The organism is Lipingzhangella halophila (assembly GCF_014203805.1).
Classification (GTDB): Bacteria; Actinomycetota; Actinomycetes; order Streptosporangiales; family Streptosporangiaceae; genus Lipingzhangella; species Lipingzhangella halophila.
In genome coordinates this window covers 3,432,630-3,457,918 of record NZ_JACHJT010000001.1, presented here as the reverse complement: position 1 = coordinate 3,457,918, position 25,289 = coordinate 3,432,630, and the positions used below count along the sequence as shown (strand labels likewise).

Genomic DNA, 25,289 nt, shown 5'->3' with positions numbered 1-25,289 from the left:
GGCGGGTGGTGGGGTTTGGCTCCCCCGTGTGGTGACACAGATCAATGCTAATATCACCCCTCGTGAAGATTGTGACGCGGGTGAAGCTGATACCAGATGCCGCCCAGGCGCCGGCACTTGAGGCAACCCTGCGCACGGTCAACGAGGCCGCGAACTGGGTATCCGGTGTGGCCTTCGCCCATGGTGTGCCGCGTGAGTACGAGTTGCGCAGGCACACCTATGCCGAGCTGAAAGCCCGTGGGTTGGGGGCGCAGGCGGCCCAGCACACGATCAAGAAGGTTCGTGACGCCTACACGACGTTGCAGGCGAACATCAGGGCCGGGAATCTCGGCACTCCCGGAAGCAAGCGGCGCCGGAAAGTCGGGTCCACGCCGATCGCCTTTCGGGTCGAGGCGGCCCAGCCCTATGACGATCGGTGTTTGTCCTGGCAGTACGACGCGCAGACCGTGTCGATCTGGACCGTCGCGGGCCGGGTGAAGAACGTGGGCTTCGCGTGCTCGGCGGACGCGCTGACGACGCTGCGGCAGTACCGCAAGGGCGAATCCGACCTCATCCAGCGCGATGGTGTGTTCTACCTGGTCGCCGTGTGCGAGGTTGGCGAGGCCGAGCCCTACGAGCCCGACGCCTTCATCGGCGTGGATCTGGGCATCGCCACCATCGCCACCACCTCAACCGGCTACCGGGCCGCCGGGCGGGGCCTGAACCGGCACCGTAAACGTCAACTCGCCCTGCGGGCCAAGCTCCAGGCCAAGGCCACCAAGTCCGCCAAGCGCCGGCTGAAGAACCGGCGGCGCAAGGAAGCGCGCCACGCCGCAAACGTCAACCACGTCATATCCAAACGCATCGTGACCGAGGCTGAACGCACCTCGGCCGGCATCGCCCCGGAAGAGTTGGGCGGTATCCGGCAGAGGGTACGGCTCCGCAGGCCCCAACGGGTCACGCTGCACTGTTGGGCCTTCGCCCAGCTCGGGCGGTTCCTTGCCTACAAGGCACGCCGCGCCGGCGTCCCGCTGGTGTTCGTCGATCCGGCCTATTCCAGCCAGGAATGCGCCCAGTGCCAGCACATCGCGAAGAACAACCGCCTCGATCAGGCCCGCTTTATCTGCCGGTCATGCGGGGTCGTTGCCCACGCAGACCGCAATGCTTCCCACGTCCTCGCCCACCGCGGCCAGAGCGTGTGGAACGCGGGGCGTGCGTCACGCGCCCCTGCCACCCCATAGGGGTGTCTGGACGGAGGAGCCCACCCAGCAGCCAGTTGGACACTACCTCCAAGCCCGGTCGTTTACGGTCGGGTCAAGTTGACCTCCGTGAGGACGGTGCTCCCGGTACCGTACGGCTGGTCCCCTTTTCGTATGTGACATTCGTTTCCCGGTAATTCATCAAGGAGCACGCCACCATGGTCGTCGATGCGGTGCGCAGCTATTTCGATGCCGCCAGTGGTCTCACGGAGCTCACCCGCAAGCGCGCCGTCGCGGCGGCGAAGACACTGTTGAAAGCGGCCGACGACCGCGCCGCCGGCACGGCCGGAGCGCTGGGCCGCACTCCCTCCCCGGCCGGGGAGGACGACGGCTCGACGCACCGGAACTCCCGGGTCGGCCAGGACATCCAGTCGCTCGCCTCGGAGCTGATCGAGACCAACCAGGCCAACCGCGCGGCGCTGGGTGCCCTGGTCGAAGCCGAGGTGAGCCGGGTCCTCGACCAGCTCGACCTCGTGCGGCGCGACGAGTACGAGCGTGTGGTGCGCCGGGTCGCCGAGCTGGAGCGCCGCCTGGCGACGACGCAGCGTGTTCCCACCCCTCGGCCCGCACAAGCCGACAGTGCGGCCCCAGAGGCCGCACCACCGGCCAGTGTGCCGGCGCCCGCCACGACACCCACCAGCGGCGAGACCGAACAGGGTGCCGAACCGGGCGCTGCGCAGGAACCCGCGACCTCCCCGGCCGGGGAGGTGCCCGAGCCCGACACGAGCGCCGGATCCGCCGCCGCAGGCGGTCCGACCAGCAACAGCGCTGCGGCCGGCGAGGCCCCGGACGATACGGCCAGCGCCGAGCCCGGCTCCACCGCCGCGGCTGAGCGCAAGACGACGGAACCGTCCGCCGCGAGCGCCAAGACCCGATCAAAGGCAGCCGCTCCAGAGCCGGCTGACGACGCCCCCGCCGAAGAGCCCACCGCGGAGCCCGATCCCGAAGACAACGCCAGCGAGGGGACGAGCGTCCAGACAGAGCAGCAGGAAGCTGCGCAGGAGACCGCTTCGCCGCAGCGTTCCGGCGCCGAGGGCAAAGGCGCGAAGACAGCCGGTAAGCAGGCGACGAATAAGACCGCCGGAAAATCGGGTAAGTCCAAGAGCACGACGAAGCGATCCGGTGGCCGGGCGCGCAACACCACGCCTGCCAAGAACAACGAGCAGTAGTGACCATCGTCGGCCCGAGAGGTGCGTGTTGACCCCGATGAACGCGGAACACGACGCGAACACTGCCGGCCGGCCGGAGGAGGCCGGGGCCGCGATCGCCGAGCGCACGCTGGAGGAGGCGCGCCGGCGCCTCGCCGCGCTTGACGACCTTCCCACCGCGGATCACGTCGCGGTCTTCGACGAGCTGCACAGGGAGCTCTCCGGCGTCCTCGAACGCCTCGACCGCGATGGCGGCGCCGATGGTGAGACGGGCGACGGCTGAGTCGTGTCTCGTGCATGCTTAGAGGCGAACGCACTCGCGGAACCCTCCCTGGTGCGACTGACCGTTACCAGAAGGCGCTGATCATGGCCAAGCGGACACGACTGGACGCCGAGCTCGTCCGGCGCGGGTTCGCCCGTTCCCGGGGACATGCCGCCGAACTCATCGGGGCCGGGCATGTCCACGTGGTAGGCCTCCTCGCTGGCAAGCCCGCCACCCAGGTGAGCGCCGACCAGGCAATCGTGGTGCGGGCTCCCAGCGGGGAGCCGTCCTATGTCTCTCGTGGCGCGCACAAGCTCATCGGTGCGCTCGACGCGTTCGGGACCGACTCCAAGGGGCGGTCCTGCCTTGATGCGGGAGCGTCCACGGGCGGGTTCACCGAGGTCCTGTTGCGTCGCGGTGCCGCGCGCGTCGTCGCCGTCGATGTCGGCTACGGCCAGCTCGCCTGGCCCCTGCGCAACGACGACCGGGTGGTCGTCCGCGAGCGGTGCAACGTCCGCGAGCTCACTCCGGAGCAGGTGGGGGAACCCCGGCCCGACCTGGTCGTCGCTGACCTTTCGTTCATCTCGCTGACCCTGGTGCTGCCGGCGCTGGCGGGGTGCGCCGCACCTGATGCCGAGTTTCTGCTGATGGTGAAGCCGCAGTTCGAGGTGGGCCGCGAGCGGGTTGGGGCGGGCGGTGTGGTGCGCGGCTCCGAGGCGCGTGCCGACGCTGTACGCGCGGTCGCCGCGTGCGCCCTGGAGCTCGGCCTGGGGGCCGCGGGTGTCGCCGCCAGTCCGCTGCCGGGACCGGCCGGCAACGTCGAGTACTTTCTCCTGTTGCGTTCCGGGGCCGCACCACTGGACGAGGACCGGTTGGGCGAAGCGCTCGCGGAGGGACCGCAGTAGGACGGGCCTGGTGTGCTCGGCCGCCGAACCGCACGGTCTCGGCGGGCGCGCCGCCCCCGCCGGCACGCGGCCCGGATAACGTCGTTGGCACAGATACGCCGCGGGGCGCGTTCGGGTACCGTGACCCGGCCGGTGGCCGCTCGGGCCGCACCGGCTGGGGGTCGCATCAGGCGAGGAGGGGGACGTTTTCATGACCAGCGCGGGTTCGGTGGTGGACGGGGCAGGCGTACCTGGTGATCCGGCCGAGCGCAGTGTGCTGCTCCTGACACACACCGGTCGCCCCGCGGCGATGCGCAGCACGCAGCTCGTGCACCAGAGCCTCACCAACGCAGGGGTGCGGGTGCGGATGCTCGGCCAGGAAGCCGATGAGTTGAAGGCGGCCGGCTACGAGCTGGACCCGGTCGACATCGCGCGCGGCACCGACGCCGCCGTCGGTGTGGAGCTGGTGATGGTGCTCGGCGGCGACGGAACGCTGCTGCGCGCGGCCGAGATCGCGCGCCCCGCCGGAGCGCCGGTGCTCGGCGTCAACCTCGGCCATGTGGGATTCCTCGCCGAGGCCGAACGCGAGGACCTCACGGCGACCGTGCGCAGTGTCGTCGACCGCGACTATTACGTCGAGGAGCGCATGACGCTGGACGTCGCCGTGTACAACGGGGGGCGTGGCGACAGCGCGCCACCGGTGCGGACGTGGGCGTTGAACGAGGCCACGCTGGAGAAGGCCGCGGCGCGCCGGATGCTGGAGGTGGTGCTGGAGATCGACGACCGGCCGCTGTCCCGGTGGGGATGTGACGGAGTGGTCTGCGCCACGCCCACGGGGTCCACCGCGCACGCCTTCTCCGCCGGCGGTCCGATCGTCTGGCCCGAGGTGCAGGCGTTGACGGTGGTGCCGATCAGCGCGCATGCCCTGTTTGACCGGCCTATTGTGGTATCCCCTGAGACCCGCATCGCGCTGGAGGTTCTCCCGGACACGACCGCGGGCGTGCTCTGGTGCGATGGACGCCGTATGGTCGAATTGCCCGCGGGGGCGCGAATTGAGATCGCGCGTGCGGATGTGCCGGTGCGGCTGGCGCGTCTGCAGCGGGCGCCGTTCACCGACCGGCTGGTCGCGAAGTTCGGTTTGCCCGTCGGCGGTTGGCGGGGACGCGCCGAGCGCGATCGGTAGGCGGGCGGCGGTGCGCCGCGGCGGCGTACCGGCGACGAGTCGGCACACCAAAGGCGGGAGCAGGAGAGGATTCGTGCTCGAAGAAGTCCGCATCCAAGGGGTCGGTGTCATCGATGACGCCATGCTGGAGCTGTCGTCGGGTCTCACCGTTGTCACCGGTGAGACCGGCGCGGGGAAGACCATGGTGGTGACAGGGCTGGGTCTGCTCTTCGGCGGCCGGGCCGACCCGCAGCGGGTCCGCCCGGGCGCCGAGCGCGCCGTTGTCGAAGGCCGCATGACGGTGCCCGACGACAGCAGGGCCGCCGAGCGCGTGGCCGAGGCCGGCGGCGATCTGGACGACGGCGTGCTGATCCTGAACCGCACGGTCTCGGCCGAGGGCCGGTCGCGCGCCACGATGGGCGGGCGGTCGGCGCCGGTGAGCCAGCTTGCCTACCTCGCCGACGACCTGGTCGCCGTGCACGGCCAGTCCGACCAGCATCGACTGCTGCGCGCGGACCGGCAGCGCTCGGCGCTGGACCGGTACGCGGGAGAGCGCCTGGCCAGCACGCTCCAGGCGTACAGCGTTTCCTACCGCAGGCATAGCCAGGTCGCCGCCGAGTTGGACGAGCTTACCCACCAGGCCCGGGAGCGGGCCCAGGAGGCCGACGTGCTGCGGTTCGGCGTCGAGGAGATCGGCGCGGCCGAGCTGGTTCCCGGCGAGGACGCGGAACTGTTGGCCGAGGAGACCCGGCTGGCGCACGGAGATGCGCTGCGCACCGCCGCGAACACCGCGCACGAGGCGCTGACCGGGGATCCCGCGGCGGAGGTGCAGGCCGACGTGGTGGGGCTGCTCTCCGCGGCACGCGCGGCCCTGACAGCCGTGCGCGAGCACGACTCCGACCTGGCGTCCCTTGCCGACCGCCTCGACGAGGTCAGTTTCGTCCTCAGCGACGCGGCGAGCGAGCTGGCGTCCTATGCCGAGTCGGTTGAGGCCGACCCGGCCCGGCTGTCCGTCGTCCAGGAGCGCCGAGCGCTGCTGAGCCAGCTTTCCCGGAAGTACGGCGGCTCCACCGATGAGGTGCTGGCCTGGGCGGAGAACGCCGCCAAGCGCCTGTCCGAGCTGGAGAGCGACGACGAGCGCATCGACGCCCTGCGCACCGAGGAGGCCGAGCTGCGGGAGCGGATGACCGCGCTCGCCGACGAGCTGACCGAGGTCCGCACCGAGGTCGCCGAGGAGTTCGGCACGGCGGTCACCGAGGAGCTCACCGCGCTCGCGATGCCGCACGCCCGCGTGAAGGTCCGGGTGACCACCGGTGAGGAGTTCGGCCCGCACGGCCGGGACGACATCGAGATCCTGCTCGCCGCGCATCCCAGCGCGCCTCCGCTGGCCCTGCACAAGGGGGCATCGGGAGGTGAGCTGTCGCGCGTCATGCTCGCCATCGAAGTGGTCTTCGCCGGGGCCGACCCGGTCCCCACCTTCGTCTTCGACGAGGTCGACTCCGGTGTCGGGGGTAAGGCCGCTGTCGAGATCGGCCGCAGGCTGGCCAAGCTTGCTCGCCGCGCGCAGGTCATCGTCGTCACGCACCTGCCGCAGGTCGCCGCGTTCGGCGACGCGCACCTGGTGGTGGAGAAGTCCAATGAGGGAACGGTCACCGCGAGCGGTGTGACCCATCTCGACAGGGCCGGCCGCGCCCGCGAGCTTTCCCGGATGCTGGCCGGTCTTGAGGACTCCGAGCTCGGCCGGGCGCACGCGGAGGAGCTCCTGACGATCGCCGAGGCCGATCGCGCCACGTAGTACCAGTGGGGATGCGCTCCGCCCGGCTGAGCGGTGCGGCCACTCCCTTGTGCCCGGTGCCGCGGGCCGCGCTCGGCCCGCGGCTGGCGGAGCACGCCGCAGTCGGGGAGCGCGGGCGCTCCCGCGTACCCGTCCCGGCGCGAGAGGCCCGCGGGCGGCCGTACGGTGTTGGTCAAGCGTGCTCCCTATGGCGCGTATGGACGACGTACGTCACTGCGCAGCGAGTGGCACCGCCTGTTGATTGCTGGCATGATGGGAAGCCCCACGCGACTAACGGCGCGATTGCGCGGTCGGCGCGTGGGTGTCCAATGTGAGGGGAGTATCCCACTCACGGCGGTGCCGTCATCACGGAGCGCAGTACTGCGGTCCCGGTGCCGCCGGTCCACACGGTCCGCGTGCTCGGGTGGGCGGGAGAGACCTCCGGTGGCAACCCTGCCTGGTTCTTAGGGCCTGGCTACGTCAACCGGAGGAGAAAACCGCATGAACGTCCCTTTCTGGGTCTGGGTGGTGACGATTGTCGCCATGGTGGCCATTCTGGCCATCGACCTCGCGATCGTCGACCATCCGTGGAGCAAGAAGTCCGGTCCGCGCGAGTTCGGTGTCAAACAGGCCGCCTGGTGGGCGGCCTTCTATGTGGGGATCGCTCTCGTCTTCGGCGTTGGGGTGTGGTACTTCTCGGGCGCTACAGCGGGGATTGAGTACTTCGCCGGGTTCATTACCGAGAAGAGCCTGAGCGTTGACAACCTCTTCATCTTCTACCTGCTCATGGGTGCCTTCGCGGTCCCGAAGAAATACCAGCACGAAGTTCTGCTGATCGGGATCGTGCTCGCTCTCATCATGCGCGGCATCTTCATCGCCATCGGCGCGCAGGCCATCAACGCCTGGAGCGAGGTCTTCTACCTCTTCGGCGCGTTCCTCATCTACACCGGATTCAAGATCGTCCGGGACCACATGCGGCACGACGAGGCGTCCAGCGAGGACTTCACCGACAACTACGCCGTTCGCATGGTGCGCAAGATCTGGCCGGTCACCGAGGACTACCACGGCGCGCACCTGTCGGTGAAGATCGACGGGCAACGCTACATAACCCCGATGTTCCTGGTCATCGTGGCGATCGGGGTTATCGACCTCGTCTTCGCGATCGACTCCATACCGGCGATCTTCGGCCTCACCCAGGAGGCCTACATCGTCTTCACCGCCAACGCCTTCGCCCTGATGGGCCTGCGGCAGTTGTACTTCCTGCTGGCCGGCTTGATGGACCGACTGACGTACATCAGTTGGGGGCTGGCGGCCATCATGGGCTTCATCGGGATCAAGATGATCCTCCACGCGCTGCACGAGAACGGCGTGCACGTGCCCGAGGTCGGCATCGGCATGTCCCTGTCGGTCATCATCGGCGTGATGGCGATCACTATTATCGCCAGCCTGCTCAAATCGCCTGCCAGCAAGGTCGAGGAGAAAGACGCCGAGGACGTGGCGGGAGTGCGCGGAGAATAGGCTGCGTTCGAACGGGCGTTCGTCTATAGTGGGGATGCCCGCGTTCACCGCGGGCATCCTGTGTTCTCCGCCGAGCGGAAGTTTTCGCCGCCCGCCACCGTTACGTTTGAGTGGTTCGTGCCGCGCGGCGTGTCCGGTATCCACCGGTGCGCCGCCCCGGCCACGCGCGCAGCCAGACGATCGCACGCTGGCGGAACGCGCAGTACGCGCAAATGCCGAAAGGGCTGGTTGACTAGATGGCCGAGCAGTTGGTGATCCGGGGCGCCCGGGAGCACAATCTCAAGGACGTCTCGCTTGACCTGCCGCGCGACTCCATGATCGTCTTCACCGGCCTCTCCGGGTCGGGCAAGTCGTCACTGGCGTTCGACACGATCTTCGCCGAGGGGCAGCGCCGCTATGTGGAGTCGCTGTCCGCCTACGCCCGCCAGTTCCTCGGCCAGATGGACAAGCCCGACGTCGACTTCATCGAGGGGTTGTCGCCCGCGGTTTCCATCGACCAGAAGTCGACGAGCCGCAACCCGCGCTCAACGGTCGGCACGATCACCGAGGTGTACGACTACCTCCGGCTGCTGTGGGCCCGCGTCGGCGTGCCGCACTGCCCTGAGTGCGGGCGGGAGATCGCCCGGCAGAGCCCGCAGCAGATCGTCGACCGTGTGCTGGCGATGACCGAGGGCACCCGCTTCCAGGTGCTCGCGCCGGTGGTGCGGGGCCGCAAGGGCGAGTACGTCGAGCTGTTCAAGGACCTGCAGACCAAGGGGTTCACCCGGGCCCGCGTCGACGGCGCCACGGTCCGGCTCGACGAGGCACCGGTGCTGAAGAGGTACGAGCAGCACGACATCGCTGTTGTGGTCGACCGGCTCAGCGTCAAGGACTCGGCCAAGAAACGCCTCACCGACTCCGTCGAGACCGCGCTCGGCCTCGCCGGGGGCACGATCGTGCTGGAGTTCGTCGACCTGCCCGCCGACGACCCGGAGCGCGAGAAGGTGTTCTCCGAGCACCTGCACTGCCCCTACGACGATCTCTCCTTCGAGGAGCTGGAACCGCGCTCGTTCTCCTTCAACTCGCCCTACGGCGCCTGCCCCGACTGCACGGGTCTGGGCACCCGCATGGAGGTCGACTCCGAGCTGCTCATCCCCGATCCCGAGAAGACCCTCGCGGAAGGCGCGCTCGCCCCCTGGGCGAGCGGCCATGCCTCGGAGTACTTCGGCCGGCTCATGCAGGCCGTCGGGGACGCCCTGGGCTTCGACCTGGACACCCCGTGGGAACGGCTGCCGAAGGTGGCGCGAAAGGCCCTGCTCGAAGGGCACGACACCCAGGTGAACGTGCGCTACCGGAACCGTTTCGGGCGCAGCCGCTCGTACTACACCAACTTCGAGGGTGTCATCCCGTGGGTGCGGCGCCGGCACGCCGAGAGCGAGAGCGACTTCGGGCGGGAGCGGCTCGAAGGGTACATGCGCACCATCCCGTGCCCCACCTGCAAGGGCGCGCGCCTCAAGCCCGAGGTCCTGGCCGTGAAAGTCGGGGGATCCTCGATCGCCGAGGTCAGCGCTCTGCCGCTGAACGAGTGCGCGGAGTTCCTGCGCGACCTCAAACTGACCGAGCGCGATCAGGTCATCGCCGCCCAGGTGCTCAAGGAGATCAACTCCCGGCTGGGTTTCCTGCTCGACGTCGGGCTGGACTACCTCAACCTGGAGCGCCCCGCCGGCTCGCTCTCCGGGGGTGAGGCACAGCGCATCCGGTTGGCCACCCAGATCGGCTCCGGTCTGGTCGGTGTGCTGTACGTGCTCGACGAGCCTTCCATCGGCCTGCACCAGCGCGACAACTTCCGGCTGCTGGAGACCCTGCGGCGGCTGCGCGACATCGGCAACACGCTGATCGTGGTGGAGCACGACGAGGAGACCATCCGCTCCTCCGACTGGGTGGTCGACATCGGCCCTGGAGCGGGGGAGCACGGCGGTGACGTCGTTCTCGCCGGGACCGTCGACGAGCTGGTGGCCGCCACCTCCTCGGCCACCGGCGACTACCTCGCCGGCCGGCGGTCCATCGAGGTGCCCCAGAACCGGCGCCCCGCGGTCAAGGGCCGCGAGCTGGTCGTGAAGGGTGCGCGCGAGAACAACCTGCACGGCCTGGACACCACGTTCCCGCTCGGCGTGTTCACCGCGATCACCGGGGTCTCCGGGTCCGGCAAATCCACCCTGGTCAACGAGATCCTCTACAAGGGGCTCGCCAAGGAGCTGCACGGCAGCCGGGCGGTACCGGGCCGGCACACCCGGATCAACGGGCTGAACCAGGTCGACAAGGTGGTGCACGTCGACCAGAGCCCGATCGGGCGTACGCCGCGGTCCAACCCGGCCACCTACACCGGTGTGTTCGACCACATCCGCAAGCTGTTCGCGCAGACCACCGAGGCGAAGCTGCGCGGGTACCAGCCCGGACGGTTCTCCTTCAACATCAAGGGCGGACGCTGCGAGGCCTGCGCGGGCGACGGCACGATCCGGATCGAGATGCAGTTCCTGCCCGACGTCTACGTCCCGTGCGAGGTCTGCCACGGCGCCCGGTACAACCGCGAGACGCTCGACGTGCATTACAAGGGCAAGTCGATCGCCGACGTCCTGGAGATGCCCATCGAGGAGGCACTGGACTTCTTCGAGCCGATCACGGCGATCCGGCGGCACATGCAGACCCTGAACGATGTCGGTCTGGGCTATGTCCGGCTGGGGCAGTCGGCCACCACGCTGTCAGGTGGCGAGGCCCAGCGGGTCAAGCTCGCCTCCGAGCTGCAGCGCCGCTCCACCGGGCGCACTGTCTACGTGCTGGACGAGCCCACCACAGGGTTGCACTTCGAGGACATCCGCAAGCTACTCGGCGTGCTCAACCGGCTGGCCGACGGCGGCAACACCGTCATGGTCATTGAGCACAACCTGGACGTCATCAAGACCGCGGACCACATTATCGACATGGGGCCCGAAGGCGGAGCGCGTGGTGGCTCGATTGTCGCCACCGGAACCCCCGAGGAGGTCGCGGCGGTTCCCGAGTCCTATACCGGCCAGTTTCTGGGTAAGGTTCTCTAGCTGTTTTGTGCCGGGTCGCCAGCCAGCGGTTTCGCGCCGGCGCGCCTTCGCCCGCCTCCGTGCCCGCGCCTGCTCCCAGCGCCTCTGACATGGTGGCGGGTGGGCGCACTCGGTATCGTCTCCTCTTACCGGACGAACGGCACGGACCGTGGTGCCCCCGCATCCCGTACGGTCCCCCACGATGACCCAAGGAGGTCTGTTCCCAGATGAACGTCCCCCCACCTCCGCGGAACGAGGGCAAGGGCGCCCCGTTCGAGCCCGGCGGTACCTGGTCGCGGGAAGGGAGCGCCGGAGCGGCACCTCCGGGTGCCGGTCCGCCTTCCGGCAGGCACGGGCCCCAGGGGCCTGTCCCGGGCGCGGGTGATCCGATGGCCGCCGCGGGCGGGCCCCCAACGGCCGACGGCCGCTATCCGCTCGCCAGCTGGAGCCAGCGCGCGACCGCACGGCTCATCGACTGGGTGGTGGTGGCCATCCCGGCGGGGATCGTGGGAATGCTCATCGGCTTCGTGTGGATCGGCGCGCAGACGATGGTCGCCGGGTACGGCACCAGCACTATTGGCCGCAACTTCTGGCTCATCTTCGCGGTGTGTTCCTTCGTCGTCGCCACCGCTTACGAGACCGTGTGCGTGAAGCAGTGGCGCCGCACCGTCGGCAAGTGGATCATGAGCCTTGAGGTGGCGCCACTCAGCGCCGGGGGCCACCGAGGGCCGATCCCGGTAGCGTCCATGATGGCGCGGGCCGCCCTGCTCAGCGTGATGTTCCTGTTCGTGTGGAACGAGGCCCTGCAGGCGGTCGCCTTCTTGTTCGTTGCCGTGTTCGTCGCGCTGTGGCCGCTGTGGGACGGCCCGAGGCGCCAGGGGATGCACGACAAACTGGCCGGGACCGTCGTGGTCCGCACCGGATGAGCAGCTCACCCCCGGCGCGAGCGGTGCTCACGAGGTACTACGGTTCGTAGTAGTTGCATCGTGGGGTATCCAGAGGGAGCGAGTCGATGAGTTCGGGGGCCGGGCACGCATGCCCGATGAGTCGGCGTCACCTGTTGGGCGCGGCCAGTGCCGCTGGGGCCGCGGTGGTGGGCGCGGGCGGCTGCGCCGGATCAGCGAGCCGCCCCGAGCCGCAGGACGCCGTTCGCGGTCAGGTGATCGCGCAGACCGGTGACGTTCCGGTGGGCGGCGGACTCGTCATCATGGACGCCAAGCTCGTGCTCACCCAGCCCGAGGATGGGACGTTCAACGCGTACACGGCGGTCTGCACCCATTCGGGGTGCACGATCCAGCAGGTCACCACGCAGATCGAGTGCCTGTGCCACGGGAGCCGGTTCGACATCGCGACCGGTGAGGTCCTGCACGGCCCGGCGACCGAGCCGCTGGAGTCGTTCGACGTGACGGTCGAGGGGACCGACATCACGCTCGACCCCTGACAGGGGCCCCTTAGGAGTTCCCGTTGGCGGGGTTCGCGGAGCCGGAGCCGTTGGAGGTGCCGGGGCCGTGCAACGCGGGGTCCGGGAAGGCCGTGGTGAAGCCGCCCTCGTCGGGGGCGCTGAGCTCGTTGCGCTGGCGCGGCAGGGCCTCGGGGAAGTTCGCGTGGATGTAGCTGATCAGGTGCTCGCGCAGGTCGCAGCAGAGATCCCAGCGGGCGTCGGCGTCGGCGACCGTGACCACCGCGCGGAGCTCGATGTCGCCGCTTTCCAGGATGTCGGTGACCTGCAGTCCCCAGCGCCGGCCGTCCCAGAGAGGGTGCTGGGTGACGTAGTTGCCGAGTTCCTCGCGGAGCTGGGCGATGGGGACGCCCCAGTCGAGCCGGAGCATCACCCACCCGGTCATGGCGGTGCTCTCCTTGGTCCAGTTCTCGAAGGGGGTGTCGGTGAAGTGCGAGACCGGGAGTACCAGCCGGCGTTCGTCCCAGATCCGAAGCGTGACGTTGACCAGGCTGAGCTCCTCGATCCGACCCCATTCGCCCTCGATGACGATGATGTCGTGGATCCGCAGCGAGTCGCTGAACGCCAGTTGCAGCCCCGCGAAGAGGTTGCCCAGGGTGGACTGCGCCGCGATACCGGCGACGACCGAGAGCAGGCCGGCCGAGGCCAGCATCCCGGCTCCGAGCCCGCGGACGGGATCGAAGGTGAGCATGATCGCCGCGAAGGCGACGAAGCCGATGATGGTGGACAGGATCCGGCGCATCAGCCGCACCTGGGTCTGCAGCCGGCGGGACTTGCGGTCGGCGTCGCTGTTGGTCGTGGCGAGCTTGGCCAGGATGGTGTCGGTGATCGCGTAGGCGATCGAGACCGCCACCCAGGTCAGTGCCCCGATCATCGCGATGGTCAGGGCGTGGTGGATCACCCCGTAGAACTGCGCGTCCATCTCGGACCTGGAGGGCCGGGCCACGTTCACACCGACCACGACGGCAGCGGCGTAGCCGGAGACCCGGCAGCGGTTCACCAACGGGCGAGCCATCGACCACACCCTGGCGAGCTGATGGAGTAGCAGCCAATGCACGAGCAGGACCACGAGCACGGCGATCGCTACAGCGATGCCGATCCCGGCTAACTGCCAGACGTCCAACGGAAGGCTCCCCTCGGAGGCGTGTCAGTACCCCGGACAATCTAGACCATGGGGATGCGAAATCGTGACGTTTGATCGGTGAGAAGTTACTCGATGCGCCCTTATGAACGCCATACCCGTCCGCATGATGGGCTTTGAGGTGACATTGGGCACGTGCGGCCGGTCCGGGATTCGGCGTACGTGGCCGGGCGCCCGAACGACCGACCACAATGGAAACATGGCTACCCGACCGCACCTCCGGCCCAGCCCCGGTTCGATCCCGACCTCCCCAGGGGTCTACCGCTTCCGCGACGAGCACGGCCGGGTCATCTACGTGGGCAAGGCCAAGAATCTGCGTTCCCGGTTGTCCTCCTACTTCCAGGACTTCGCCGGCCTGCACCCGCGCACCCAGACCATGGTCTCCACCGCCGCGGACGTCGACTGGACCGTAGTGGGAACCGAGGTCGAGGCGCTGCAACTGGAGTACTCCTGGATCAAGGAGTACGACCCCCGATTCAACGTCCGTTACCGGGACGACAAGAGTTACCCCTACCTCGCGATCACGGTCGGCGAGGAGTTTCCCCGGGTCCAGGTCATGCGCGGTGCCAAGCGGAAAGGGGTCCGCTACTTCGGCCCCTACTCGCACGCCTGGGCGATCCGCGAGACCGTTGACCTGCTGCTCCGGGTCTTCCCGGTGCGCACCTGCTCGGCGGGCGTGTTCCGCAGTGCCCGCTCCAGCGGGCGCCCCTGCCTGCTCGGCTACATCGAAAAGTGCTCGGCGCCGTGCGTGGGCCGGGTGGACGCCGGCGAGCACCGGCGCCTGGCCGAGGACTTCGCGGCCTTCATGGCCGGCGACAGCAGCCGGTTCATCCGCGGGTTGGAGCAGGAGATGCGCGAGGCGGCCACCGCGCAGGAGTACGAGCGCGCGGCCCGGCTGCGCGACGACATCCAGGCGCTGCGCACAGCTCTGGAGAAGCAGGCGGTGGTGCTCGGCGAGGCCACCGACTGCGACGTCATCGCCTTTGCTGAGGACCAGCTCGAAGCGGCGGCCCAGGTGTTCTACGTGCGCGGCGGGCGCGTCCGGGGGCAGCGGGGCTGGGTGGTGGACAAGGTCGAGGACGTCGGCACCGGGGCGCTCGTCGAGCGGTTCCTCGCCCAGACCTACGGCGGGATCGGACCCGAGAACGGCAACGGGTCCGCCATCCCGCGCGAGGTGCTGGTGTCCGCGCCACCCGACGACCGCGACGCGGTCACCGCCTGGCTGGGCGAGCTCCGCGGCACCAACGTCGACGTCCGGGTGCCGCAGCGTGGTGACAAGAAGACCCTCATGGAGACCGTGCGCAAGAACGCCGAGCAGGCGCTCGCGCGGCACAAGACGCAGCGCGCCGGCGATCTCACCACGCGCAGCCGCGCTCTCGGTGAGATCCAGGAGGCGCTCGGGCTCGACGAGGCGCCATTGCGCATCGAGTGTTTCGACGTGTCCAACCTCATGGCCGAGCACGTGGTGGCGTCCATGGTGGTGTTCGAGGACGGGCTGGCCCGCAAGCCGGAGTACCGGCGCTTCAGCATCCGGGGCCTGAGCCGCGGCAACAACGAGCAGAACGACGTTGCGTCGATGCACGAGGTGATCAAGCGGCGGTTCACCCGCTATCTTGAGGAGAGCCAGCGCCACGGGGAGCTCGGCCGGATGGGCGAGGACCTGCATGGCGACGGAGAGGACACCGCGGAGTCAGCGGCGCAGGGCGCCACCGGAGGGGAGCCGCCAGAGCCCGGCGGCACGGCGGGTTCGAGCGAGGCGCGAACAGCGCCCGCGAAGTTCGCCTATCCGCCCAATCTGGTCGTGGTCGACGGCGGTCGCCCGCAGGCGGACGCGGCCCAGCGGGCGCTCGACGATCTGGGCATCGACGACGTCGTGGTGTGCGGGCTGGCCAAACGGCTGGAGGAGGTGTGGCTGCCCGGCGAGGACGACCCGGTCATCCTGCCGCGTACCGGCGAGGGGCTGTACCTGCTGCAGCGCGTGCGCGACGAGGCGCACCGCTTCGCGCTCGCCTACCACCGGCAGAAGCGGGCGAAGGCACTCACCGGAAGCGCGCTCGACGAGGTGCCCGGCCTCGGGCCGACCCGGCGCGGCGCGCTGCTGAAGCACTTCGGGTCGGTGAAACGGCTCGCGTCGGCGACGGCGCAGGAGATCGCGGAGGTTCCGGGCATCGGGGACCGTACGGCGGAGTCGATCCTCGCGTTACTGAACCGCGACAACAGAGGCAACGACACCACCGGCTCGTCCGCCGGCGACGGAAGAGACAGTGGAGCGCCGGCAACGAAGCCCGGGCCGGTGGACGGTGCCGACGAAAAGCAGGGGGGAAGACCAGGTGGCGAATAATCTCGATGGGGAGCTCCCACCGGAGATCGTCGTTATCACGGGGATGTCGGGGGCGGGCCGGAGCACGGCAGCGCGGGCACTGGAGGATCTGGACTGGTTCGTCGTCGACAACCTGCCGCCCGGGCTGCTGCCCACCATGATCGACCTTGCGGGGCGGACCCACGGCGCGGTGCCCCGGGTCGCCGCGGTCGTCGACGTCCGCAGCATGGCCTTCACCGAGGACCTGCTCTCGACCGTGGAACAGCTCAGGAAGCGCGGCATCATGGCCCGGGTGGTCTTCCTGGAAGCCAGCGACGACGCGCTGGTCCGCCGGTTCGAGAGCGTCCGGCGACCGCACCCCCTGCAGGGCGACGGGCGCCTCACCGACGGCATCTCCCGGGAGCGCGAGACACTGCGCGCCATCCGGGGTGAGGCCGACCTGGTGATCGACACCTCGCAGCTGAACGTCCACCAGCTCAAGGCCAAGGTGATCGGTTTCTTCGGGGAGACCGAGGAGGCGCGCCCCCGCGCGAACGTCGTCTCGTTCGGCTATAAGCACGGGCTTCCGGTCGACGCGGACCTCGTCCTCGACTGCCGGTTCCTGCCGAACCCGCACTGGGTCCCGGAACTGCGGCCCATGAGCGGCCGTGACGCTCCGGTGCGCGAGTACGTCCTGGCGCAGAACGGCGCCAAGGAGATGTTGGACGCCTATACCGAGGTGCTGCGCCTTATCATCGCGGGGTACCAGCGCGAGGGGAAGCACTACATGACCCTGGCCGTGGGGTGTACCGGTGGCAAGCACCGCAGCGTCGCCATGGCCGAGCGTTTCGGCGAGCGGTTGCGCGAGCAGGGGCTGGACGTCAACGTGGTGCACCGGGACCTGGGCTGGGAATAAGCCCGGGCCGCGGCCGGCGCGGTCGTGCCCGGCCCGCTGAATGGCCAAGAGGACAGCACGTCCCCTAGATTGGGCCGATCTCCGGTTGTATACAAGACGCACGGGTCATCCCGTGCGTGAGCGCGCCCGGTACGCGCGGGTGGAACAGGACGAACGCGGACTCAGGGGTCAGGCATGAGTGAGGCGAACGCGCGGCCCGCGGGGGAGACGTCGAGCGGCGACGCCTCACCGCCGCGGGTAGTGGCGTTGGGGGGCGGGCACGGACTGCACGCCTCCCTGTCGGCCCTGCGGCGGGTCACCACAGACGTCACCGCGATCGTCACGGTCGCCGATGACGGCGGCTCCAGCGGGCGCCTCCGCCGCGAGCTGGGCGTGTTGCCGCCGGGCGACCTCCGCATGGCGCTGGCCGCACTGTGCGGGGACGACGAGTGGGGACACACCTGGAGCGAGGTGGTCCAGCACCGGTTCCGCTCCGAGGGGGAGCTGCACGGGCACACCGTGGGCAACCTGCTCATCGTGGCGCTCTGGGAGCTGCTCGGTGACTCCGTGGCCGGCCTTGACTGGGTGGGCCAGCTCTTGGGGGCGCACGGGCGGGTGCTGCCGATGTCGTCGGTGCCGTTGGACATCGTTGCCGAGGTCGAGGGGATCGACCCCGGCCGCCCGCACGAGCTCACAACGGTGCGCGGCCAGGTGGCGTGCGCGAGCACGCGCGGCCGCGTCAGATCGGTCTCGCTGATCCCCGAGGCACCGCCGGCTTCGACCCAGGCGGTGAAGGCGGTGCGCGAAGCCGACTGGGTGGTGTTCGGTCCCGGGTCGTGGTTTACCAGCGTCCTGCCGCACCTCCAGGTCCCCGACCTGGCCGAGGCGCTGGTGACGACCAAGGCCCGGCGGATGGTCGCGTTGAACCTCTCGCCGCAGCAGGGCGAGACCGACGGGTTCCGCCCGGAGACCTATCTTGAGGTGCTGGCGGCGCACGCGCCCGGCCTGGGGGTGGACGTCGTGCTCGCCGACAGGGCGGTGGTCGACGACCACGAGCAGTTGAGCCAGGCCGCCAAGCGTCTCGGCGGCCGCCTGGTGCTCGCCGACATGGGCTCCGATGACGGTTCCCCCCGGCACGACCCCGATCGGTTCGCCGCGGCCTATGACGACATCATCAACGGCTGACGGTGCGGCCGTACCGAGCCAGTGACGCGGCTCGCGGGCGGGCAGCGCCGGAGCCGGCACCGATGCGGCGGGGCCAACCCGCTCCGCGGCGGGCGTGCCCGGCCGAACCGGTCCGGTGGCTACAGTGTCGGCCGCGCGTCTGAGTGGAAGACCACGGGTATGGCGCGAGACAGCAGTGATTCCAACGAAGCCAGTGTCGATGTCCGCCGGGTCTACGACGCCGTGCGCGAAGGGCCCGGACCAGGGCAGAACTTCCTGGTGGACCGGGTCTGGCCGCGCGGTGTCGCCAAGGACTCCCTTGAGCACGACGCGTGGCTGCGCGATGTCGCTCCCAGCCCGGAACTGCGCAAGTGGTTCGGGCACGACCCGGAGCGCTGGGAGGAGTTCACCAGGCGCTACCGCGCCGAGCTCGACGCGCGGCCCGAGGCGCTGCAGCCGCTGCTCGACGCCGCCCGGCAGGGCCCCGTCACGTTGCTCTACGCGGCCCGGGACACCGAGCACAACCACGCGCGCGTGCTGCGCGACTATCTTGCCGAGACGGTGGCTCAGCACCGGTGACCCGCCCCGTCCGCGGCCCGGGCGGCGCTACCTCGGCAGCGTCCGGATCCCCCTGAAAGGCGGAAGAAGTGGCATTCTGGGGCAGGTTCCCGCGAACCGTCAGGTAGCGACACGCCGTGTCGATCAGGGATATTGGACACGCGGTCAGGGGCGTGGCGCAACGGAACCGGCCAAGTAGGCTACGACGGAAACGACGTAGGCGCACGCCGCGCCCCGGCAGTCGAGTTCCGAGGGGGAGGCCGCATTCATGGCGATGACCGGCGTGGTGAAGGACGAGTTGAGTCGGCTGTCCGTTCTCAAACCATGCTGTAGAAAGGCCGAGGTGTCCACGATCCTGCGCTTCACGGGTGGTCTGCACCTGGTGGGCGGGCGCATCGTGATCGAAGCCGAGCTCGACACCGGTGCGGCGGCGCGGCGGTTGCGACGGGACATCTCCGAGGTCTTCGGGCACGAGTCCGAGGTCGTCGTCCTGGCCCCCAGCGGGCTTCGCAAGGGGAACCGCTACGTTGTCCGGGTCATCCGCGACGGTGAGAGCTTCGCCCGGCAGACCGGGCTGCTCGACAACAACGGCCGCCCGGTGCGCGGGTTGCCGCGGCACGTCGTGGCCGGCGGGTCCTGCGATGCCGAGGCCGCGTGGCGGGGCGCGTTCATCGCGCACGGGTCGTTGACCGAGCCCGGCCGGTCGATGTCGCTCGAGGTGACCTGTCCCGGCCCGGAGGCGGCGCTGGCGCTGGTGGGCGCCGCGCGCCGGATGAAGGTGCACGCCAAGGCGCGCGAGGTGCGCGGTGTCGACCGGGTCGTGGTGCGCGACGGCGACTCCATCGGCGCGCTGCTCACCCTGCTCGGTGCGCACCAGAGCGTGCTGGCGTGGGAAGAGCGCCGGATGCGCCGCGAGGTCCGGGCCACCGCCAACCGGCTGGCCAACTTCGACGACGCCAACCTGCGGCGCAGCGCGCGGGCCGCGGTCGCCGCGGGTGCGCGGGTCGAACGAGCCCTGGAGATCCTCGGCGACGAGGCGCCCGAGCATCTGGTGTCCGCGGGGCAACTGCGGCTGGCGCATAAGCAGGCGTCCCTTGAGGAGCTGGGTCAGCTCTCGGTACCGCCACTGACCAAGGACGCCATCGCGGGCCGTATCCGCCGGCTGCTCGCGATGGCCGATAAGCGCGCTTGTGACCTCGGAATTCCGGGAACCGACGCCAATCTCACCGCGGACATGCTGGTGTCCTAGGGCCGTGTTTGACGGTACTGGCGGCGGTTAGCCGAAGAGTACGAGTCCGCGTGCGCCGGTAGGCCGGCGGGGTCTCGCGTGCAGTCGCCGGTCACCGCCGCTCCGGTGCCCGGTCCGCGACAAGCAGACTGAATCGGAAATCTTGGTTAATGGTCTAGACCTTTCCCGGTGCGCGGTGCGAGTATTGATCCCCGTGTCCGGGGGCGCGAACCTGTTGTGGCGCTGGGGTCAGCGCGGCCGCAATCCACGATTGGCGATAGGGTCGGTCGTACATCCCGGACTCATGTTCTCCGCGGTCCGGCGCGCCGCGTCGGGAGCGTCAGCGATTAACACGACCACGTGAGGAGACTGGTTACCGTGACCATCCGTGTAGGCGTGAACGGCTTCGGCCGGATCGGCCGCAACTTCTGGCGCGCGGCGCAGGCGGCCAGCGGAAGTGGCGTCGAGATCGTCGCGGTCAATGACCTCACCGACCGGGCCACCCTCGCTCACCTGCTCAAGTACGACACCGTGCTCGGCTCTCTGGAGAGCGACGTCGAGGTCGGTGAGGACAGCATCCGTGTCGGCGACACCTCGTTCAAGGCCCTCGCCGAGAAGGACCCCAGCAAGCTGCCCTGGGACGACCTCGGGGTGGACGTCGTGGTGGAGTCCACCGGTATCTTCACCAAGGCTGAGGACGCCAAGAAGCACATCGACGCCGGTGCCAAGAAGGTCATCATCTCCGCTCCGGCGAAGAACGAGGACCAGACCATCGTCATGGGGGTCAACGAGGACAAGTACGACCCCGCGCGGCACCATGTCCTGTCCAACGCCTCCTGCACCACCAACTGCGTGGCACCGATGGCCAAGGTCATGCTGGACAACTTCGGCATCGTCAAGGGCCTGATGACCACCACGCACGCGTACACCAACGACCAGGTCATCCTGGACTTCCCGCACAAGGACCTGCGCCGGGCCCGCGCGGCCGCGCAGAACATCATCCCCACGACCACCGGTGCTGCGAAGGCCACCTCGCTCGTGCTCCCGGAGCTGGAGGGCAAGCTCGACGGCATCGCCATGCGCGTCCCCGTCTCCGACGGCTCCGTCACCGACCTGGTCGTCGAGATGGAACAGGAGGCCAGCCGGGACGAGGTGAACGCCGCGTTCAAGGCCGCCGCCGACGGCCCTCTGAAGGGCGTGCTGAGCTACACCGAGGACCCGATCGTCTCCTCCGACATTGTCGGGACGGCCCCGTCGTGCACCTTCGACGCCGGGCTGACCATGGTGTCCGGGAACACCGCCAAGATCATCGGGTGGTACGACAACGAGTGGGGCTACTCCAGCCGCATCGTCGACATGACCAAGCTGGTCGGCTCGAACCTGTAACGCGAACCGCAACGACCGTGTGCGGCGCGGTGTGGCGTCCTCTCCGCGTGCGAGAGGGCGCCACCGTTCTTGGGCCGCGTTCCGCGTGGCCTCCCTCACCCAGCTCAACAAGGAGGACAGCTTGCGGACGATCGAGGATCTCGACGTCTCGGGCCAGCGCGTGTTCGTCCGCGCCGATCTGAACGTGCCACTCGACGGTGAGCGCATCACCGATGACGGCCGGATCCGGGCCAGCGTGCCCACCATCACCAAGCTGCGCGAGCGCGGTGCGCGCGTCATCGTCGCCGCGCACCTCGGCCGGCCCAAAGGCGAGCCCGCGCCGGAGTTCTCGCTTGGCCCCGTCGCCGCCAGGCTGGGTGAGCTCCTGGGGACCGACGTCGCGTTCGCCACCGACACCGCGGGAGAGTCGGCCCGCGCGGTGAGCGGCGCGCTGGCCGACGGTGATGTCGCGCTGGTGGAGAACCTGCGTTTCGAGCCGGGCGAGACCAGCAAGGACGACGCCGAGCGCGCCGAGTTCGCCGGCCGCCTCGCCGCGCTCGCCGACTGCTACGTCGGCGACGGTTTCGGCGCGTTGCACCGCAAGCACGCCAGTGTCTACGACCTCCCGCGCCAACTGCCCCACGCGGTGGGCGACCTGGTGCTCACCGAGGTCGAGGTGCTGCGCCGGCTCACCGTCAAGCCCGAGCGGCCCTACGCGGTCGTCCTGGGCGGCGCCAAGGTGTCCGATAAGCTGGCCGTCATCGACAACCTCCTCGGTACCGCCGACCGCCTCCTGATCGGTGGCGGCATGGCCTACACGTTCCTCAAGGCCCAGGGGTACGAGGTGGGGTCGAGCCTACTCGAAGCCGACCAGGTCGACACGGTCCGCGGATACCTGGACCGCGCCCGGGAACGGGGTGTGGAGATCGTGCTGCCGTTGGACGTCGTCGCGGCCGACAGCTTCTCCGCCGGAGCCCCGCACGCTCCGGCGCCCGTGGAGTCGATTCCCGCCGAACGTATGGGGCTCGACATCGGCCCCGAGACGCGCGCGCTGTTCGGCGCCAAGCTCGCCGACACCGCGACCGTGTTCTGGAACGGTCCCATGGGGGTCTTCGAGATGGAACCGTTCTCGTACGGCACGCGTGCCCTGGCCGAGGCGCTCACCCAGTCCGGTGCCTTCACCGTGGTGGGTGGGGGCGACTCCGCGGCGGCGGTACGCGCGCTCGGCTTCCCCGAGGAGCGATTCGGCCACATCTCCACGGGCGGCGGTGCGAGCCTGGAGTACCTGGAGGGCAAGCCCCTGCCCGGAATCGAGGCCCTGGACGCCTGAGGACGGCGGCCCCAGACCACGGCCGCCGCGCGCCCGGCGCGCGGCGGCCCGAACCGAACACTCCTGCAGATCTACTTTCGAGGAACGGACAATGGCAGTGGCCAAGCGCACACCGCTCATCGCGGGCAACTGGAAGCTGAACAGCAACCATCTTGAGGCCATCTCGCTGGTCCAGAAGCTGGCGTTCTCGCTGAAGGACACCGACTTCGACCAGACCGAGGTGGCCGTGCTTCCGCCGTTCACCGCGCTGCGCAGCGTGCAGACGCTGGTCGACGGCGATAAGCTGCGGATCACCTACGGCGCGCAGGACATCTCGCAGCACGAGAAGGGCGCCTACACCGGCGAGATCTCGGGCGGCATGCTGGCCAAGCTCGGCTGCACCTACGCGCTCGCGGGGCACTCCGAGCGCCGCGAGTACCACAACGAGGACGACGCCGCCGTCAACGGCAAGGTCAAGGCCGCGTTCGCCAGCGACATCACGCCCATCCTGTGCCTGGGTGAGGGGTTGCAGGTCCGCAAGGCGGGCGAGCAGGTCTCCCACACCGTCGCGCAGCTCGATGGCGCGCTGGCCGGTGTCCCCGCGGAGCAGGCGGCCCGGTTGGTCGTCGCCTACGAGCCGGTCTGGGCCATCGGAACGGGCGAGGTCGCCACCCCCGAGGACGCCCAGGAGGTCTGCGCGGCGCTGCGCGCCCGGCTCAGCGAGCTGTACTCGGACGACGTCTCCGAGGCCACCCGGATCCTGTACGGGGGGTCGGTCAAGGCCGACAACATTGCCGGGATCATGGCGCAGGACGACGTCGACGGCGCCCTCGTCGGGGGCGCCAGCCTCAAGCCCGACGATTTCGTCTCCCTGGTCCGCTTCCGCGACCAAGGGTGACGCTCTCGTCCGGGTGACACCGCGAGACCGGTCCGGCACGCTGGTTCGCGCGCCGGGCCGCATCGAGCGGTCCGTTGAAGGGGCTAGACTGCCCCGAAGGTTTCCATATTGGTATCAGGGCCGGGCTGGTCCTTCCCGCCGCCTGAATGGCGTCGGGAGAAGCCCGCGACTTCGGTCGTGGGAGGAGTCCCGAAAACCAGGCGTGTGCCGCAGTGGCACGCGGTAATATTGAGAACTGTCCCGGTCCCTTCTCCGCGCCGGGCCCTTGGCCGAGCCGAGTGGCGAGACCGCGGTTGGAGGGCTCTCTAGATCGTCCATTCCCCGCCGCTTGCGGGGGTGAGCTACGGGTGAGCGTGTGATCCTCAGTCTGCAAATCGTCGTGATGCTCTGCAGTGTGCTGCTTGTCCTGCTGGTGCTGCTGCACAAGGGCAAAGGCGGCGGCCTGTCCGATCTGTTCGGCGGCGGTGTCACCTCGTCGCTCGGCGGCTCGTCGGTCGTGGAGCGCAATCTCGACCGTCTGACGATCGTTACGGCCCTCGTATGGATCGTCTGCGCGGTCGGGCTGGGGCTGTTGATCAACCGGGGCGGCTAGGTTAGATTCCGCGTCCACGCGAGGCGGGCACGCATCCCCTGTGCTGTGCCGCCGCGCGGGCATGAACGCCAGCTTTCCTCCCCCTCACCGGGGCACATCCGCCGAAGGAGTTTTTCGTGGGTAGTGGTAGCGCCATCCGGGGCAGCCGCGTCGGCGCCGGTCCGATGGGCGAGGCCGAGCGCGGTGAGTCCGCGCCGCGGGTCAGGGTCCCGTTCTACTGCGCGAACCAGCACGAGGTCGTTCCGAGCTTCGCGAACGAGGCCGCGGTTCCCGAGGAGTGGGATTGCCCTCGGTGCGGGTTCCCCGCGGGCAAGGACGCGCAGAATCCGCCGTCCCCGCCGCGTACGGAGCCGTACAAGACGCACCTGGCCTACGTGAAGGAGCGCCGCACCGAGGAGGAGGGCAGGCTCATCCTCGATGAGGCGCTGGCCAAGCTGCGCGCCGACCGGGCCGAGATCGAGGCGCATATGAAGGCCAACGCCAACTAACGCTTCCGGGTAGCGGCGGCGTGCCCGCTGCGCCACGCGACCGCGGGCGCGCCCCGTATGGACCCGCTCCGGCGCGGTGGGCGGTCAGCGCTGCGCGTAGTGCTTGGCTCCCGTCCAGTCGAGTATCACCACGGCCTCGTCGCCCTCCACCCAGGCGTCGTGCCCGGGAGGTATGTGCGCCACCTGGCCCGGGCCCAGCGTGAACTCCGAGCCGTCGGCCATCCGCACGTGCAGGGTCCCCGAGATGTGGTAGGCGAAATGCTCGCTCTGGCACAGCTCGGTGCCGACCATCGGCTTGATGTGGGTGGACCACTGCCACCCCGGTTCGAGCTGGAAGCGCCCCACGGAACCGCCTCCGATGTGGACGAGGTCCAACCGGCCGTGGTCGAACGTGCGGGTTTCCCCGGGTGCGGAGAAGTCGCCGCTTTGTGCCTCGCTCGGTTCCGTCTTCGCGGACTCTTCGTCCCACGACTCGACGTCGGTGACGCGGCTGATGCGGCCGTTGTCCAGGTCCGCCATGCATACGCCGATGACCCGGGTTCCGTCGCCGTAGGTGCACAGGTCCTCGTAGGCGACGTGGTCGCCCTCGACCACCACGTTCTTCAGTTCGTGGTTGAGATCGCGGCTGAAGACATCGCGGATGAACTCACCGATCTGGTCACGCCCGCGCAGCACGTGGGGAGACGACGGCGGTGAGCTCTTGCTGACGATGCGGTACTCGGCGTCATTGGTGAACAGGCCGAGCATCGCATCGAGGTCCTTGTCCTCGAGCGCGTGGCGCAGTTCGCCCGCGTTGAACCTGTGGGGCGTCTCTTCCTTGATCGACATGGTGATGTCCCCTTTCGCGAAACTTGCCC

Annotated in this window: 22 protein-coding genes; 20 read left to right on the top strand and 2 right to left on the bottom strand. The window is 69.4% G+C overall.

Annotated features, from left to right (window positions below; genetic code table 11):
- Positions 1-71: 71 nt before the first annotated feature.
- From F4561_RS15995 to F4561_RS15950, 10 genes are all read left to right on the top strand, one after another.
- Positions 72-1,220, top strand: a complete 1,149-nt coding sequence (locus F4561_RS15995; protein ID WP_312885304.1) for an RNA-guided endonuclease InsQ/TnpB family protein — start codon at positions 72-74, stop codon at positions 1,218-1,220.
- Positions 1,221-1,396: 176 nt separating this feature from the next.
- Positions 1,397-2,407, top strand: coding sequence for a hypothetical protein (locus F4561_RS15990; RefSeq protein WP_184579906.1), 1,011 nt, complete (start codon positions 1,397-1,399; stop codon positions 2,405-2,407).
- Positions 2,408-2,444: 37 nt separating this feature from the next.
- Positions 2,445-2,669 carry a hypothetical protein gene (locus F4561_RS15985; RefSeq protein ID WP_184579903.1) on the top strand — a complete coding sequence of 75 codons (225 nt, stop codon included), beginning with the start codon at positions 2,445-2,447 and terminating at the stop codon, positions 2,667-2,669.
- Positions 2,670-2,752: 83 nt separating this feature from the next.
- On the top strand, positions 2,753-3,553 hold the full coding sequence (locus F4561_RS15980) for a TlyA family RNA methyltransferase (protein WP_184579901.1): 801 nt from the start codon (positions 2,753-2,755) through the stop codon (positions 3,551-3,553).
- Positions 3,554-3,743: 190 nt separating this feature from the next.
- Entirely contained in the window at positions 3,744-4,715 is a 972-nt protein-coding gene (locus F4561_RS15975; RefSeq protein ID WP_184579899.1) for an NAD kinase, read from the top strand.
- A gap of 73 nt (positions 4,716-4,788) precedes the next feature.
- Positions 4,789-6,489 (top strand): DNA repair protein RecN, encoded by a 1,701-nt coding sequence (recN, locus tag F4561_RS15970; protein ID WP_184579897.1) that lies wholly within the window; start codon positions 4,789-4,791, stop codon positions 6,487-6,489.
- A 480-nt stretch (positions 6,490-6,969) separates the two neighbouring features.
- Positions 6,970-7,986, top strand: coding sequence for a TerC family protein (locus F4561_RS15965; protein ID WP_184579895.1), 1,017 nt, complete (start codon positions 6,970-6,972; stop codon positions 7,984-7,986).
- Between the two features lie 236 nt (positions 7,987-8,222).
- Entirely contained in the window at positions 8,223-11,057 is a 2,835-nt protein-coding gene (gene uvrA / locus F4561_RS15960) for an excinuclease ABC subunit UvrA (protein ID WP_184579893.1), read from the top strand.
- 368 nt (positions 11,058-11,425) lie between these two features.
- The gene (locus tag F4561_RS15955) at positions 11,426-11,962 is read left to right on the top strand and encodes an RDD family protein (protein ID WP_184579891.1); all 537 of its coding nucleotides are present in this window, start codon (positions 11,426-11,428) and stop codon (positions 11,960-11,962) included.
- A gap of 116 nt (positions 11,963-12,078) precedes the next feature.
- Positions 12,079-12,477, top strand: coding sequence for a Rieske (2Fe-2S) protein (locus F4561_RS15950; RefSeq protein ID WP_184579889.1), 399 nt, complete (start codon positions 12,079-12,081; stop codon positions 12,475-12,477).
- Between the two features lie 10 nt (positions 12,478-12,487).
- On the opposite strand, the gene F4561_RS15945 is transcribed toward F4561_RS15950, so the two are convergent.
- A complete protein-coding gene (locus F4561_RS15945) occupies positions 12,488-13,618 on the bottom strand; it encodes a mechanosensitive ion channel family protein (RefSeq protein WP_184579887.1) in 1,131 nt (376 codons plus the stop codon).
- A gap of 217 nt (positions 13,619-13,835) precedes the next feature.
- Here F4561_RS15945 and uvrC point away from each other — a divergent pair, with 217 nt between their 5' ends.
- The 10 genes from uvrC (at position 13,836) to F4561_RS15895 (ending at position 24,432) form a co-directional block, all read left to right on the top strand.
- Complete coding sequence (gene uvrC / locus F4561_RS15940) at positions 13,836-15,977, top strand: excinuclease ABC subunit UvrC (protein ID WP_184579886.1); 2,142 nt, start codon at positions 13,836-13,838, stop codon at positions 15,975-15,977.
- Complete coding sequence (gene rapZ, locus F4561_RS15935; protein ID WP_184579884.1) at positions 15,967-16,851, top strand: RNase adapter RapZ; 885 nt, start codon at positions 15,967-15,969, stop codon at positions 16,849-16,851. The genes uvrC and rapZ overlap by 11 nt, the downstream gene beginning before the upstream one ends.
- A 174-nt stretch (positions 16,852-17,025) precedes the next feature.
- Positions 17,026-18,015, top strand: coding sequence for a gluconeogenesis factor YvcK family protein (locus F4561_RS15930; RefSeq protein WP_184579882.1), 990 nt, complete (start codon positions 17,026-17,028; stop codon positions 18,013-18,015).
- A gap of 159 nt (positions 18,016-18,174) precedes the next feature.
- Complete coding sequence (locus F4561_RS15925) at positions 18,175-18,573, top strand: DUF488 domain-containing protein (protein WP_184579880.1); 399 nt, start codon at positions 18,175-18,177, stop codon at positions 18,571-18,573.
- Positions 18,574-18,820: 247 nt separating this feature from the next.
- Positions 18,821-19,801 (top strand): DNA-binding protein WhiA, encoded by a 981-nt coding sequence (gene whiA, locus F4561_RS15920; RefSeq protein WP_184579878.1) that lies wholly within the window; start codon positions 18,821-18,823, stop codon positions 19,799-19,801.
- Between the two features lie 357 nt (positions 19,802-20,158).
- Positions 20,159-21,166 (top strand): type I glyceraldehyde-3-phosphate dehydrogenase, encoded by a 1,008-nt coding sequence (gene gap / locus F4561_RS15915; protein ID WP_184579876.1) that lies wholly within the window; start codon positions 20,159-20,161, stop codon positions 21,164-21,166.
- 121 nt (positions 21,167-21,287) lie between these two features.
- Complete coding sequence (locus tag F4561_RS15910; RefSeq protein ID WP_184579874.1) at positions 21,288-22,475, top strand: phosphoglycerate kinase; 1,188 nt, start codon at positions 21,288-21,290, stop codon at positions 22,473-22,475.
- 97 nt (positions 22,476-22,572) lie between these two features.
- Complete coding sequence (gene tpiA, locus F4561_RS15905; protein WP_184583718.1) at positions 22,573-23,352, top strand: triose-phosphate isomerase; 780 nt, start codon at positions 22,573-22,575, stop codon at positions 23,350-23,352.
- A gap of 355 nt (positions 23,353-23,707) precedes the next feature.
- A complete protein-coding gene (secG, locus tag F4561_RS15900) occupies positions 23,708-23,944 on the top strand; it encodes a preprotein translocase subunit SecG (RefSeq protein WP_184579872.1) in 237 nt (78 codons plus the stop codon).
- A 116-nt stretch (positions 23,945-24,060) separates the two neighbouring features.
- Positions 24,061-24,432, top strand: a complete 372-nt coding sequence (locus tag F4561_RS15895) for an RNA polymerase-binding protein RbpA (RefSeq protein WP_184579870.1) — start codon at positions 24,061-24,063, stop codon at positions 24,430-24,432.
- A gap of 84 nt (positions 24,433-24,516) precedes the next feature.
- Here F4561_RS15895 and F4561_RS15890 read toward each other — a convergent pair whose 3' ends face one another.
- Complete coding sequence (locus tag F4561_RS15890) at positions 24,517-25,260, bottom strand: nuclear transport factor 2 family protein (protein WP_184579868.1); 744 nt, start codon at positions 25,258-25,260, stop codon at positions 24,517-24,519.
- Positions 25,261-25,289: the final 29 nt, after the last annotated feature.

Excerpts from the sequence above, each read along its gene's own strand:
- whiA (WP_184579878.1), top strand. The coding sequence starts at position 18,821 with ATGGCGATGACCGGCGTGGTGAAGGACGAGTTGAGTCGGCTGTCCGTT.
- F4561_RS15890 (WP_184579868.1), bottom strand. The coding sequence starts at position 25,260 with ATGTCGATCAAGGAAGAGACGCCCCACAGGTTCAACGCGGGCGAACTG.
- F4561_RS15975 (WP_184579899.1), top strand. The coding sequence starts at position 3,744 with ATGACCAGCGCGGGTTCGGTGGTGGACGGGGCAGGCGTACCTGGTGAT.
- F4561_RS15925 (WP_184579880.1), top strand. The coding sequence starts at position 18,175 with ATGGCGCGAGACAGCAGTGATTCCAACGAAGCCAGTGTCGATGTCCGC.
- F4561_RS15950 (WP_184579889.1), top strand. The coding sequence starts at position 12,079 with ATGAGTCGGCGTCACCTGTTGGGCGCGGCCAGTGCCGCTGGGGCCGCG.
- uvrA (WP_184579893.1), top strand. The coding sequence starts at position 8,223 with ATGGCCGAGCAGTTGGTGATCCGGGGCGCCCGGGAGCACAATCTCAAG.
- F4561_RS15990 (WP_184579906.1), top strand. The coding sequence starts at position 1,397 with ATGGTCGTCGATGCGGTGCGCAGCTATTTCGATGCCGCCAGTGGTCTC.
- uvrC (WP_184579886.1), top strand. The coding sequence starts at position 13,836 with ATGGCTACCCGACCGCACCTCCGGCCCAGCCCCGGTTCGATCCCGACC.
- F4561_RS15985 (WP_184579903.1), top strand. The coding sequence starts at position 2,445 with ATGAACGCGGAACACGACGCGAACACTGCCGGCCGGCCGGAGGAGGCC.
- F4561_RS15980 (WP_184579901.1), top strand. The coding sequence starts at position 2,753 with ATGGCCAAGCGGACACGACTGGACGCCGAGCTCGTCCGGCGCGGGTTC.
- F4561_RS15955 (WP_184579891.1), top strand. The coding sequence starts at position 11,426 with ATGGCCGCCGCGGGCGGGCCCCCAACGGCCGACGGCCGCTATCCGCTC.
- F4561_RS15930 (WP_184579882.1), top strand. The coding sequence starts at position 17,026 with ATGAGTGAGGCGAACGCGCGGCCCGCGGGGGAGACGTCGAGCGGCGAC.
- F4561_RS15965 (WP_184579895.1), top strand. The coding sequence starts at position 6,970 with ATGAACGTCCCTTTCTGGGTCTGGGTGGTGACGATTGTCGCCATGGTG.